The following is a 13,166-nucleotide window of genomic DNA, read 5'->3' as shown; positions in this document are numbered from 1 at the left end:
CACTCCTAAAATAATAAAATGCAGCCCGTAAGCAGGACATTAAGTAGCCCAAGAGGAAGCATAATCTTCCAGCACATACGCATCAGTTGATCAGGGCGAACATGTGGGAATGACGCCCTTACCCACATAAATAAAAAGATAAAAAACGCCACTTTGAGTAAAATAGCAAGTCCCCCGGGGATAAAGCCCCAGTCATTGAATCCACCGCAAAACATAAGGCTTAAAATAAATGCGGTAGAAAACATATTGGCATACTCACCGATAAAAAACATACCCCATTTTAAGCCACTATATTCACTTGCAAAGCCCGCAGTAAGCTCGGCTTCATGTTCTAGTAAGTCAAAAGGCGTGCGGTTAAGCTCAACATAAGCAGCGATGATAAAGAGCACAAATGCTAGAGGTTGCTTAAAGATAAGCCATTCAAAAATACCCCCTTGCTGATAGTTATTAATATCTATTAGCGAGAGAGAGCCTACAAGCATAAGCGGGGCTAAAAGTGAGAGAAAGGTAATCACTTCAAAGCTCAAAAACTGCAACGCAGCCCTTGCTCCCCCAATTAAAGACCATTTATTCCCCGAGCTTAGCCCCGCAAGCAGTGGGGCGTAAATACCGCAAGAGCCCACCGCTAAAACAAAGAGAATGCCTACATTAATATCAGAGATAATAGGCTGGATGGTATGCCCAAAGAGCTCAAACTCGGGGAAAAATGGTATAGGCGCCATAGCGATAAATGCAGTAATAGCAGCAATTGAAGGTGCTAGAATAAAAATGGGTCTAATGGCGTGCTGGGGGATAATATCTTCTTTTGTGAAGAGTTTAATGCCATCGGCTAAAACTTGCAAAAGCCCATAAGGACCCACATAGTTTGGACCTATACGTTTTTGAAAAAAGCCTAAGACTTTGCGTTCTAAATAAGTGCCAAAGCCCGCAAGCGCAGAGAAGACAAGTAAAACAACAATAATCTTTAAGAGTGTTTCAATAATGCCACCGGTAATATCACTCATGCTTCTTCCTTATGTGAGATTGCTACATTCGCCCAAGGCTTTGAGGCAAAGATATGTTGCGCTCCGCTAAGCATAGGGCTAATGAGGAAATATGATTGAGCAAGATAGTGGTCAATAAATACCGCACCTCTTACAGAATGCATAGAATCTGTAAGTGTGATATATTCCCCTTCTTTAATATTTAGCTCTTTAAATAAATCTCTGCTTACATAAATCCCTACTTTATTTTGTAGGTGAATGCTCCCTGCGGTATAGGCATTAAATTGTGAGGGGGAGTTTAGCATACAGGCATTAAGGCTATCTGTATATGTAGGGAGTGTGAGAGATAGGGAATCTAGAGGGATTAAAGGCGTGAGAGCAAGGCTTTTGAAGCGGTAGCCACGTACATCTGTGCCATCATTTAAGAATCTATTATCAAAATCATCAAATTCACATCCGCAAATAAGGCTGGTGTAATCAATTAAATATTCGCCTTTCATACCAAAGGCTTTAGCAATATCGCTTAAGTCATAGCCATTAAATGGCAGGGCTGCCTTGATAGGCAAGATTCTGCAATCTATGCTTGTGTAAGTGCCCTCAAGTTGATTTAGTGCTGGGAGGATAAAGTCAGGGGCAGGGGCGGTTGGTTGTAGGTTTGAATCTGTATTAATAAAATCAGAATCGCAAATAAAATCCCCCTTCTCTCTAAAGCCAATGCTAAAGCCCATATTTGCTTCCTTAGGGCTTAAATCACAAATCATCGCTAAGCCCAATGCGTTTGCAAATGGCGGCACAAGGATAACTTGCACAAATCCCTTATCTTCTAAAATACCTAAAAGTTGCGCTAAAAGTTGTGTGTTTGTGTCCATATAGGCATCAGCTCCAAGTATTAAAGTGGGCTTTGAAGTAAGCATAGAAGAGAGAGATTGGAAATCCTCCATAGTGATATTAGCATCTATAAGGGCTTGATATACTATCTCTTCTTGTATTTCTTCAATACTTTTTGAGACCTCAGTTTGTACTTCTTCTCCTGCTTCATTGGTGGTTGTAATGGTTTCCTTTATCTCTTTAGTAATGGGCGTGTGTTTTATTTGCCTACTCTCAAGTATGGGTTGAATGATCGTTGTAATGCTTTGTATAGCTTGTGTATCAGCTGGGTTTGATAGCACATAGGCAAGGGCTAGGGCAGCTATAGCTACACTGAGTGCTTCTGGGCGGTAGGTGATGGTAGCAAGGCTTTTGCTCAAACTTGGCAAGAGCGTATCATGGAGGGGGTGCATATATATGGCTTGTGAGTTTTTCAGCATTTTAAGCTTGTTATTAAGCATATAGCGGAAATTTGGCACTTCATAATTAATGGCACTTCCTATAAAAATCACATTTTGTGCTTCTTTGAAAGATTCAAGATGGTTTAGCATCGTTTTATTGGCATATGTAAGGAATGTATTAATAAATTGCTTAAAGCTTAGAGCCTCTTCATTATGCAAGGAGCAATTTAGTATTTTGGCAAGGTGATTAAGCACAAAAGCCTCTTCGTTAGTCACTTGATTGCCTATATTGATATGTGAAGCCTTTTTAAAGGCTTCTATAGCTGCCTGTAGGTTTTGTGCTGGATTTACACTTGAGCTTACATCATAGCCATAACGTCCCGCTCCGCAAATGGGGTTAAAGTAGAAGTCATTTTTTATGCGATAAATATGGGGTGTGCCTAGTGTGTCATTGTGGCGCACTTCATAAGTGATTTTGCAACCCATAGGGCAGTGAGTGCAAGTAGATTCTATCTTTTTAAGCTCCCACGCATTTGCCTTGTATTTAAAGTCATTTGTGCTTAATGCTCCCACAGGGCATACGCTAATGCACTCCCCACAATCAAAGCAAGGTGTATCACTCACAAAATCAATTAACGCCTTTTGCTTCCTTGCCCATACGCTTAGGGCGTCTTTAGGCATACTCTCTTTCCATAATGCCATATCAAGCACTTCAAGCTCAGCTTTTTGGGCTTTAAGCTTTGCTTCACCTATATTGTCTTTACATGTTGTGGCACATCGCTCACACATAATGCACAAATTTGGGTCATATACTGCTTTTGCCCAGCTTTTATGGGGTTTGTCGCTCTCTTTAATATGATATTCTTGTGCGGTAACATTCATTTTCAATGTGTAGTTTTGTAATTCGCATTCGCCACTTTTATCGCATACGCCACATTGCAAGGGGTGGTTTATATCATAGCTTTGCATGATAGCATTGCGCTCTTTTAGGATTTCTGGTGTGTGTGTGAGGATATTCATACCCTCTTTGACTTTGGCATTACAGGAGTAGTTGCGTTTGCCATCAATCTCTACCATGCAGAGCTTGCACGCCACGGTTGGCGAGCAGCCTGAGAGATAGCAAATTGCAGGGATTTCAATACCCTCTTTACGTGCTACTTGTAAGATACTATCTCCTTCATTGCAAGGGATAGATTGTCCATTAATTGTGATAGTAACTTTACTCATAATATCACCTCGACTTTTTTATAGGGATAGCCTACCGCCATTGTTTCAGGGAGATAGAGCAGGGCGATAGTGCCTTTTTGGTCTTTTTTACATTTGCAGATGGCAGAGATACTTTTATCTTCAAATGTAAGTGTGATGTGTTGATTATCTTTCAGCCCAAGTGCTGGGTAAAAAAGCGGCGGGACTTTGAGGATATTGGAACTACAGGGGGGAGTAAGGGGTAATGTATAGACAAAATGCCCATTTGATTCTGGTAATTCTTCGCATATTTGAAGTTTGACATCAGGCATTTGAAGCGGTGTAAGTATTTCTTTAAGCTCGGGCATAATGATATGTATTTTCTTGCTTGTCCCAAGTATGCCACATATAAGGGCAATATCTTTAGCATGCGGGTGGAGGGCTAGCTCTTTACCAAGTATAATGCCAATACTTTTTGCATTCAAAGCTTTGGCAGTAATTTCTGCGCATTCTTCTTCTGCGATATTAGTTTCTGAAGCGAGATAACCTATGTCGATTTTTGCTAGCTTTAAATTTAGCTCTTGGCTTAGGGGAAGTGAGGTATCAAGCAGAGGGGATAGACTTTGAGCTAAAAGCCATGATAGCCCAAATTCTGTGCCAATTTCATAACGCAAACTTTGTGCGTGTGATGAGCTTTGCATAAAAAGTGGATGAAGCACAAAAAGCTGCCTATACGCAGGAATCTCTTGCCAAAAGTAGCCAAAGCTAAGAAGCATATCATAAGAGCTAAGTTGTGTATCTTGTGTATGTATGGGTTTTTGTGAAATGTTAGCAATACTTTGTGCAAATGCTCTCATAAGAGTTTTCTCCTCACTACAATGCTCCAATCTACTTCATTAAAACGCAGACTATTTAAGAGCTCATCGCCTCGTTTTAAAATACAATCAATAGCTTTTTGGACATTGGCAAAATCTCGCACTTCAAAAAGAAAAATAGCAACCTCTCCATTATGTAAGCCATCACATATTTCACTCATTCTTTGCTCAAAATCATTTGCTAAGTGTCGTAAATCATATCTTTTCATATTTATATCCTTTACCTATCTACTTCACCAAACACAATATTTGTAGAGCCAATAATGGTGGGAATATCTGCAAGATCATGTCCTAAGAGAAGCTCTTGCAATGCTCCAGTGTGGTGGAAGCTAGGAGTGCGGATTTTGAGGCGATGAGGTGAAGTGCCCCCCAAAGAATGGATAAAGAATCCAAGCTCGCCTTTGGGAGATTCTGTAGGGACATATACTTCACCTTTGGGAGGGCGCATACCTTGTGTTACAAGCACAAAATGCTGCATAAGAGAGTAGTTTTGAGTCATAATATCTTCTTTAGGTGCGGAGATATAACGTGCATCTTTTGCCATAGTTTGTGGTGGTGTGAGGGGATACATATTGATAAGTTGTTTTAGAATCTTGAGTGATTGATAAATCTCTTCAATATAAAGCTGATAGCGCGCATAGCAGTCTCCCTCAGTGGCAATAGGCACTTCAAAGTCAAGCTCACTATAGAGTTCATATGGATTATGCTTGCGAATATCCCATTTGATACCACTTCCCCTTGCCATAATCCCACTTAGATTCCATTGCTTGACAAAATCTTGGGAGACATAGCCTACATTTTCAAGGCGGATACGCCAGATTCTATTTTTATCTAGCAAGCCTCGCACTAAATCAAGTGTTTTAGGCACACTTTGTGTCCATTTTTGCACATTTTCTAGGAAGCCATTGGGTAAATCAAGGGGCACGCCTCCTATGCGAATGGCATTATGCGTAAGTCTAGCCCCGCAATAATCTTCCATTAAATCCAGTCCATATTCACGCTCAATAAAGCAATAAAGAAATATAGACAAAGCCCCCACGTCCATGCCATGCACGCCAAGGAAAAAAATATGAGAAATAATGCGATTAATCTCTAAAAGCATAGTGCGTATGACTTGCGCCCTTAGGGGGATTTCTACGCCAATGAGTTTCTCTACCCCCACTGCAAAGGCGTAGTTATTACTTGTAGCAGCGATATAATCAAGCCTATCGGTAGTGGGCATAAATTCATTATAAATCATATTTTCTGCCATTTTTTCAATACCACGATGAAGATAGCCAATATCGGGGGTGGCTTTGATGATTTTTTCTTGCTCAAGCTCTAAAATAAGGCGAAGCTGCCCATGTGCTGAGGGGTGTTGTGGTCCAAAATTCAGTACCATTTTGTCATTTTCTTGCTCAAAAAAGATATTTTCAAAATTAGGCTTAAGCCTTGTGTAGTTTTGTTTCATCTTCGAGCCTTTAGTTTTGTGCTGTGTTTGAATGATTTTAAAAGTGCGGGTTTATGCTCTTCTTGATAAGTGGGTGTGAAGCTAAGAGATGAAAAGTTTCTCTCATCATTTTTATCAATTCTCGCGCTATCTCTTTGCTCCTTGCCGATGATGTCGCGGTATTCTTTGCCAAAGATTCTATCTACTTCATACCAAGCGGCGTATTCATCACCTTGTAGGGGGTAGGATTTAAGCAATGGGTGTCCTACCCAATCTCTTGGCATAAGCAATCGGTGCAAATAAGGGTGTCCATCAAAAATAATGCCAAACATATCATAACATTCCCGCTCGCTCCAATTTGCACTTTTAAAAAGCGGAGTGAGTGAAGTAATGTGCTGGGTTTTTTTGATTTTTGTTTTAATGTTTAGTCGTTTTGAGCTGGTTTCTTCAAGCTTTAAAAGCAGGTAGAATAATTCAAATTCATTATTGAGTTCTAAATTATCAATCGCACTCATTTCTGTGAGTGTAGCATAGCCCAATGCATGGAGCTCTGAGATAAGTGCAAAAAGTTGGGTAGATTCTACCCATAGAGTGGCAAGGTCGTTTTGGATATAGCTTTCTAAAAGAGGCGTTTGAAGCGATTGTAATTCATCAAAGCCACTTAGAGGGAGTTTGGGCGAAGTAGGGGGGACATCAAAGCGATGAGTGTAATATGCGCTCTTTTGGGCGTTGGCTTTGGGGGGATTTTGTCTTACCATGATTTATCCTTATATAAGTCGTTTTCTCATATCTTGGGGTAGGGCTTTTTGTTTGCGGATTTTTTGCTGTAAGACCATAATGGCATATTGTAATGTCTCTGGGCGTGGAGCGCATCCGGGGAGATAAATATCTACAGGGATAATTCTATCCACGCCTTGAACGGTGGAATAGGTATTAAACATACCTCCTGTATTCGCACAACTCCCCATAGAGATAACCCATTTAGGCTCTGGCATTTGGTCATAAAGTCTGCGGACAAACTCGGCATGCTTTTTGGTAACCGTGCCTGATACAATCATCAAATCCGCCTGTCTAGGAGAAGCACGAAATATCGTGCCAAATCTATCAAGGTCAAAGCGACTGCCACCTGTTGCCATCATTTCAATTGCACAACATGCTAAGCCGTATGTAAGCCCCCATAGTGAATTACTTCTCCCCCAATTGAGGAGTTTATCTACGCTACTTAGGGCGATAGGTAAGCCTGCAGCTTGTGTATAGTTTATTTGATGTTTTGCCATGAGAGAGCTCCTTTTTTCCACGCATAGATAAAGCCTATCACTAAAAAAGCAATAAAGCTTAGCATTTCAACAAAAATAAAACTACCAAGTCCAATATGCGCAAAATATTTAAAATCAATCGCCCAAGGCAGCATAAAAATAATTTCAATATCAAAAAGAATAAAAAGGAGCGCTAGGATAAAAAAATGTGTAGAGATCTTATTTTGTTGTCTTGCGGGTGTAGGACCGCATTCATAAGTGGAAAGTTTGAGTTTCTCTCTTTCTTTTTTTGCGAGTTTTCTTGAGAGGATACGTTGCAAGCGGAGTGTGAGAGTGAAAGCAACACAAGTAAGCACAAATAATACAAATACGCCAAAATATGGGTATTCAAATACAGAATGACTCATGTTTTACCTTTTTAGTTGTTTGAATGTGTTGATTTTAATGTATAGATTCCAAATAATGAGTCTATTTGGTAAAAAAATAATTTACAAATTGAAAAAATAAGTTACTTTTTTACCACTCTAAGGGGGGAGAATAGGGGGTTTGTGCTATTGGATATTCGTATAGAGGGCTTGGACATCATCATCTTCTTCGATTTTGTCTAAAAGCTTTTCAATTTCTTGCATTTGCTCTTCATTGAGCGTGATGGGTGAAGTTGGGATTCTCTGTAATGTGGCTTTAAGAATGGGAATCTGCAAGGATTCAAAGCCCTCATTAAGCGTGCCAAAGTCCTTATAATCTCCATATGCGATATAATGCACCCCTTCTTCATCTTCTATGCTTTCTAGCTCTTCTAATCCGTAATCAATTAATGCGAGCTCTAAATCAGCAATATTCTCTTGTGTGCGAAACTCAAAGACGCTTTTGCGCTCAAACATAAAATCAATAGAACCATTTGTCAAAATACTTGCATTGGGCGTTTTATTAAAATAGCTTTTGATATTTGCAATAGTGCGTGTGGGGTTGTCTGTAGTGCATTCAATAAAAATAAGCACACCATACGCGGCTTTACCCTCATATGTGATTTCGCTAAAAGTGCCATCTTTCCCACTTGCGCGCTTGATAGCTGCATCGATATTATCTTTTGGCATATTTTGCGCTTTAGCATTGGCAATGGCAGTGCGAAGCTTTGCATTCATTGCTGGGTCTCCCCCGCCGGCTTTAGCTGCAACGGTGATAGCTTTTGCAAGTTTGGGAAATACTTTACTCATTTTATCCCACCGCTTTTCTTTAGCTGCGCGGCGATATTCAAATGCTCGTCCCATAATACTCCTTTATTGCTTGATGTATAAAAGCATTATAACATACCTTCATTCCTCAAGGTGTTTTGGTGGCTTAGATGAGGAGATTCTATAAAAGAGCGGCGATTTCTTTAGTATGGTAGCTAATGATAATATCTGCCCCTGCGCGCTTAAAGCTTGTGAGTGTCTCAAAGAGTATGCGCTCATAATCAATAATCCCTGCTTTTTGGGCAAGCTTTAACATACTATATTCGCCACTTACATTATAGATAGCTAATGGTAGCAAAGTGCGCTCGCGTATATCGCGCACAATATCCAAATATGCAAGGGCAGGCTTGACCATAAGTATATCTGCTCCCTCTGCCTCATCAGTTAAGCTTTCTAAAATGGCTTCTCTGCGGTTGGCATAATCTTGCTGGTAAGCGTTTCTATCGCCAAAGCTTGGGGTGGAATTAGCAGCATCGCGGAATGGTCCATAATATGCACTTGCAAATTTTGTAGAATAGCTCATAATGGGAATATGGCTAAAGCCGCCTTTGTCTAAATAAGCGCGGATTGTAGAGACCATACCATCCATCATCGCGCTTGGGGCTATCATATCCCCGCCACATTCTGCAAGTAGCAGGGCTTGCTTGCCTAATATTGCTAATGTCGCATCATTATCAACACTTTGAATCTTCTCATCAAGTATGCCGCAATGCCCGTGGCTAGTGTATTCGCAAAAGCATAAATCAAGTGTGAGAATCATTTGTGGGAAATGCTTTTTAATGGCTTTTATTGCTTGGGGGATAATGCTTTTATCGCTTAAAGCTACGCTTCCGTGCTCATCTTTATGGCTTGGTAAGCCAAAGAGGATAATATGATATATGCCAAGTTTAAGGAGGCTTTCACATTCTTTAAGGACATTATCAATGCTAAGCTGATAGACATCTGGCATAGAGGGAATTGCATTTTTGATATTGTTACCCTCAAGCACAAAAAGCGGATAGATAAAATCTTCTTTGCATAATCGTGTTTCTCTTACTAAAGCTCGCATGGGGGCTTTGAGGCGAGTGCGCTTAAATCTCCTAAACATCATTTCTCCTTCTCTTTTTTAGAGTTTTGGTTTTTTATCAATGAGGCAATAGCTTTCTACCACGCAATGATGAATGATGAAAATATTGCAACCATCTTTATGTTTGTAGCTAAAGTCAAAGCCTTGATTATCAAGTGTGTTTTTAATGATATACATACCAAGCCCAAAGCCTTGTGATGAAGGGTTTTTGGCGTTTTTAAAATAAGGCTTGAAGTAATCTTCTAAAGGATAGGCCAGGGGCTCACCTTGAGAGCTCGTATAGAGGCGGTCATCTTTGGTATATACCTTAACCTTGCCGTCTTTGCTGTATTTAATGGCATTATCAAGGAGATTCTTAAGGGCTATGGCAAATAAATCAAAATCTGCTTTGATGAGTGCATCGGGAGATAAAAGGGTAATGGGATCATTTTCATCATCAATAAGGAGCATATCCTTAGTGTGGCTTATTAAATCTGTGAGAAGAAATTCTTGTTTGTTGATATGATAATTTTGGGAGTTGATTTGCTCGAGTTTTGCAAATTCATTAATGAGTTCGTTTAGTCGTGTGAAGCTTGAGCAAAGCTGCCCTCTTTGGGTGGGGTTATCTACCATTTCGGCGATGATGCGACCTTTTGTGATAGGAGTTTTAAGCTCATGCATAATAGAGCGCAAAAGGAGGCTACGGGATTCATTTAAGGATTTAATCTTGTTTGATGCCTTATGAAACTCACGATAAAGCTCTCCAATTTCATCTTTTGTATTTGGTTCATATCGTGTGTTGAAGTTACCTTCTGCAAATTGTTTGATTTGTCCTTTAAGCATTTTAAGGGGCATGAGACTTTTTAAAACAATGCAAAATACAAAGGTAAGAAACACAATGCCAATGAGTGTGATAATATAAAAATCCTCATAAGATTTGCGTGAATTGTCTTTATAAAGTATGGTTTCATTATTGGTTTCTAGGAGTATATAAATACCATTTTGTGTATTGATAGCTTTAGCAAAAATGCCATCAAAGCCATAGGGGATTCTATTAATTTCTTGTAAGACACGTTTGATTTCTTCCTCCTCCACGGGAATAAATTGTATATTTTCTAAATATTGTTTAATGGCTAGGAGATTGCCTCCATATTGCATAATTTCATTAATAGTGGCGGTGAATTGTTTATATCTTAGCTCAGAGCGGAGATTTTCATTCTGTATATGGTCTTGGATAAAATAATACGATATGGCAAAAAACCCAAGCAAGGCACATAGGAATAAAACGATAATTTTAAAAAATATAGAATGGCGGAATTGAAGCATATTTATGCCTCAAGTTTATAGCCCACACCACGTACAGAAATGATATATTGAGGTTGTTTGGGGTTTTCTTCTATCTTTGAACGCAAGCGCCCGATGATAACATCAATACTTTTGTTTGAACTCTCAGGGTTAATGGATTCAGATTCTATAGCAATGGCTTCGCGTGAAAAGACATGCCCCTTTTTGCTAATAAGGAGTGTAAGTATCTCATACTCCGCACGGGTTAATTCAAGCTTTTTATCTTTAAAAAACACTTGTCGGCTATATTTGTCAATTTTAAACACGCTATCTTTTTCTTTATCTTGCTCTTTGATATTCTTTTTATTGTAACGTCTAAGGAGAGATTGGATTCTAGCGACAAGCTCTTTAGGGTCATATGGCTTTGAGATATAATCATCAGCTCCAGATTTAAGAGCCTCTACTTTGTCATCTACATCGCTTCTTGCAGAAGAGACTATAATAGGAATGCTATTTTGTTTGGCTACCCTTTTACACACCTCTAATCCATCGAGATTAGGCAGAGTTAAATCAAGTAACAAAATATCAAAATGCCTTGCATTTACCGCACTCATGCCTGTGTAAGGTTCATCATAATTAGTAACATTCATATCATATTGCTTAAGATAACCTGTGATAATTTCTGCTAATTCTACATCATCTTCTATCATTAAAACTTCTAGCATGTCCAAACCCTTCATTACAAGTAAAAGTGCGGGATTTTATAACAAAACACTTTTTAGATAGCTTAAGTAGTGAATATCTTATTTTATATATGGAGAAAAGAAAATAAAGGGATTGATTGAAAGATCCCACTCAAGTGGGGGTCTTGAGTGGTTTCAATAAAGGTTTGGTTATTTAACGCGAGCATCTTTAAGGAAACAAGGAGGAAGTTGGAGGGGGATAACCTCCTTTTTTTTGAGATGATGCTCGCAATGGGTTAATCCATCACCTTGCCTTATCTCATTCGGGTCAAGGTTGAGAGGCATTGTAAAAGCACTTGATTAATGTAAATTTAACAAAGCTATCTTTTTATATCATTTAATCGTTCATTTATGATGCTGAGTTGGTATTCTAAGAAGTTAATAGTGATATTTAGTTTGGTCTCTAAGTTCTTATTATGCGGTGCATTTAAACCCTCAAAAAGCACTAATAGACGCTCTTGGAGCATTTCTAAAAATTCACATTCATTGCGAAGTATGGTATTTGCGTGAATGCTATCAAAAGTATTTTGTGCTCCATTACTTTGGTATGGCTTTGGAGAATCTTCATTTACTTCTGAAATTTCATTGAGTGTTTGTAAAATTAAATCTTTGAGTTCCATTTGAGTAACCACCTTTGAAATTGAAGTATATCTTCTTGTGAGCTAAGCGTGGAGAAAAATTCCTTTTGCTCTTCATTCACAAGATGTGCATATTTAGGCTCAAGCATAAGACGTTTTATGGCTGTTTGGGCTTTTTTATTATCTGGGTGCTCTAAGAGAATCTCGCGATAAATCTTTAGGGCATCTTCTTTGAGACCTTGCATTTCATAGATTTGTGCGAGGGTGAGCGTTTTAATACTATCTGCCATATGAGAGCCTTTGGGTGAATGTTTTGAGTGAATAGGCTAATTGTATAATGTTTTTGTTTGCAAGTTCATTAATATTTAGTCTTGGATATAGTTCATATCACAAAAGCTACTTGCATGTATGTTGCTAAAGGCATTTTTAAGTGATTTAAAAAAGTTAGGATTTTGCTCTTCCATGTTTTTTAAAAACTCCTTTGTTGCAGCACGAGCATAGGGTCTTTTATCAGAATCCAGCCAATTTATAGGGCAGTTGCAATCAGGGGCAATGTAGATATGATTTGAAGCAATAAAATCAATAATCTGCCTCTCTCGCACAAAAATCAATGGACGTATCACTTTGATTCCATTTTCTGCGCGATAAATAGGCGGCATGGAGCGCATAGTACCATTATAGGTAAGATTCATAAAAAAGCTCTCAGCTGCATCATCTAAATGATGGGCTAGGGCAAGTTTATTATAGCCTCCCTCTAATGCTTTGCTATAGAGTGCTCCCCGCCTCATACGAGAGCAAAAACTACAATAAATAGTCCCCTCGCGCTTGTTTTGCTCTAATATCTCATAAATATCTGTGCGATAGAGTTCATAAGGGATATTGAGCCTCTCGCAGTATTCAAAGATATATTCATATTCTCCACCCCTGCCATAATCAATCGTAATGGCTTTAAAGTCAAACTTAAAAGGTGCGTGTCTCTTCATATAGGCAAGAAGTGTGGCTAAAAGTATAGAATCTTTCCCCCCACTTAAACCAAGCAGCACTTTATCTCCCTCATTAATAAGCCCATACTGCGCATTGCATTTACCCACAAGACGCAGGATTTTTTTGCTTATAGTGGGCGTGCTTGCTTGATTGTGTGGATTATTTGCTGTCATTTTTCTTATCTTTGCTTTCAGGGTTTTGCTTTTTATGTTTTGTGAAATAACCTCTGTTTTGATAGATTAAAAAGCATAAATATATCCCCATAGCACTAGCGATAATGATTTTTTCATAAAGTTCCATATGC

The 13,166-nt window shown here is 39.0% G+C and carries 16 protein-coding genes; all 16 read right to left on the bottom strand.

Annotation, left to right across the window (positions count from 1 at the left end; all coding sequences use genetic code 11):
- Positions 1-5: 5 nt before the first annotated feature.
- On the bottom strand, positions 6-1,004 hold the full coding sequence (nuoH, locus tag CQA63_RS02480; RefSeq protein ID WP_104700320.1) for an NADH-quinone oxidoreductase subunit NuoH: 999 nt from the start codon (positions 1,002-1,004) through the stop codon (positions 6-8).
- Positions 1,001-3,478, bottom strand: a complete 2,478-nt coding sequence (locus CQA63_RS02475) for an NADH-quinone oxidoreductase subunit G (RefSeq protein WP_104700319.1) — start codon at positions 3,476-3,478, stop codon at positions 1,001-1,003. The genes nuoH and CQA63_RS02475 overlap by 4 nt, the downstream gene beginning before the upstream one ends.
- On the bottom strand, positions 3,475-4,293 hold the full coding sequence (locus tag CQA63_RS02470; RefSeq protein ID WP_104700318.1) for a hypothetical protein: 819 nt from the start codon (positions 4,291-4,293) through the stop codon (positions 3,475-3,477). The genes CQA63_RS02475 and CQA63_RS02470 overlap by 4 nt, the downstream gene beginning before the upstream one ends.
- Positions 4,290-4,520: an NADH-ubiquinone oxidoreductase subunit E family protein gene (locus CQA63_RS02465; protein ID WP_104700317.1), complete on the bottom strand. Its 231-nt coding sequence runs from the start codon at positions 4,518-4,520 to the stop codon at positions 4,290-4,292. Before CQA63_RS02465 ends, CQA63_RS02470 begins: the two co-directional genes overlap by 4 nt.
- An 11-nt stretch (positions 4,521-4,531) precedes the next feature.
- Positions 4,532-5,761 carry an NADH dehydrogenase (quinone) subunit D gene (gene nuoD / locus CQA63_RS02460; protein ID WP_104700316.1) on the bottom strand — a complete coding sequence of 410 codons (1,230 nt, stop codon included), beginning with the start codon at positions 5,759-5,761 and terminating at the stop codon, positions 4,532-4,534.
- Entirely contained in the window at positions 5,758-6,498 is a 741-nt protein-coding gene (locus tag CQA63_RS02455; protein ID WP_104700315.1) for an NADH-quinone oxidoreductase subunit C, read from the bottom strand. The genes nuoD and CQA63_RS02455 overlap by 4 nt, the downstream gene beginning before the upstream one ends.
- Before the next feature lie 9 nt (positions 6,499-6,507).
- Complete coding sequence (locus CQA63_RS02450; protein ID WP_104700314.1) at positions 6,508-7,017, bottom strand: NuoB/complex I 20 kDa subunit family protein; 510 nt, start codon at positions 7,015-7,017, stop codon at positions 6,508-6,510.
- Positions 6,999-7,403, bottom strand: a complete 405-nt coding sequence (locus tag CQA63_RS02445) for an NAD(P)H-quinone oxidoreductase subunit 3 (RefSeq protein WP_104700313.1) — start codon at positions 7,401-7,403, stop codon at positions 6,999-7,001. The genes CQA63_RS02450 and CQA63_RS02445 overlap by 19 nt, the downstream gene beginning before the upstream one ends.
- Before the next feature lie 144 nt (positions 7,404-7,547).
- Positions 7,548-8,264: a YebC/PmpR family DNA-binding transcriptional regulator gene (locus CQA63_RS02440; protein WP_104700312.1), complete on the bottom strand. Its 717-nt coding sequence runs from the start codon at positions 8,262-8,264 to the stop codon at positions 7,548-7,550.
- Between the two features lie 85 nt (positions 8,265-8,349).
- Positions 8,350-9,315 carry a porphobilinogen synthase gene (gene hemB / locus CQA63_RS02435; RefSeq protein WP_104700311.1) on the bottom strand — a complete coding sequence of 322 codons (966 nt, stop codon included), beginning with the start codon at positions 9,313-9,315 and terminating at the stop codon, positions 8,350-8,352.
- An 18-nt stretch (positions 9,316-9,333) separates the two neighbouring features.
- Positions 9,334-10,599, bottom strand: coding sequence for an ArsS family sensor histidine kinase (locus CQA63_RS02430; RefSeq protein ID WP_104700310.1), 1,266 nt, complete (start codon positions 10,597-10,599; stop codon positions 9,334-9,336).
- 2 nt (positions 10,600-10,601) lie between these two features.
- Positions 10,602-11,282, bottom strand: coding sequence for an acid response regulator transcription factor ArsR (gene arsR, locus CQA63_RS02425; RefSeq protein WP_170128358.1), 681 nt, complete (start codon positions 11,280-11,282; stop codon positions 10,602-10,604).
- A gap of 338 nt (positions 11,283-11,620) precedes the next feature.
- Positions 11,621-11,920: a CiaD-like domain-containing protein gene (locus tag CQA63_RS02420; RefSeq protein ID WP_104700309.1), complete on the bottom strand. Its 300-nt coding sequence runs from the start codon at positions 11,918-11,920 to the stop codon at positions 11,621-11,623.
- Complete coding sequence (locus CQA63_RS02415; RefSeq protein ID WP_104700308.1) at positions 11,902-12,168, bottom strand: tetratricopeptide repeat protein; 267 nt, start codon at positions 12,166-12,168, stop codon at positions 11,902-11,904. Before CQA63_RS02415 ends, CQA63_RS02420 begins: the two co-directional genes overlap by 19 nt.
- Positions 12,169-12,243: 75 nt before the next feature.
- Positions 12,244-13,035, bottom strand: a complete 792-nt coding sequence (locus CQA63_RS02410; protein ID WP_104700307.1) for a tRNA 2-thiocytidine biosynthesis TtcA family protein — start codon at positions 13,033-13,035, stop codon at positions 12,244-12,246.
- Entirely contained in the window at positions 13,022-13,162 is a 141-nt protein-coding gene (locus CQA63_RS09705) for a hypothetical protein (RefSeq protein WP_158655498.1), read from the bottom strand. Before CQA63_RS09705 ends, CQA63_RS02410 begins: the two co-directional genes overlap by 14 nt.
- Positions 13,163-13,166: the final 4 nt, after the last annotated feature.

It is taken from the genome of Helicobacter marmotae, assembly GCF_003364255.1.
In the GTDB taxonomy this organism is placed as follows: Bacteria; Campylobacterota; Campylobacteria; order Campylobacterales; family Helicobacteraceae; genus Helicobacter_C; species Helicobacter_C marmotae.
This window is presented reverse-complemented; position numbering and strand designations above follow the sequence as displayed.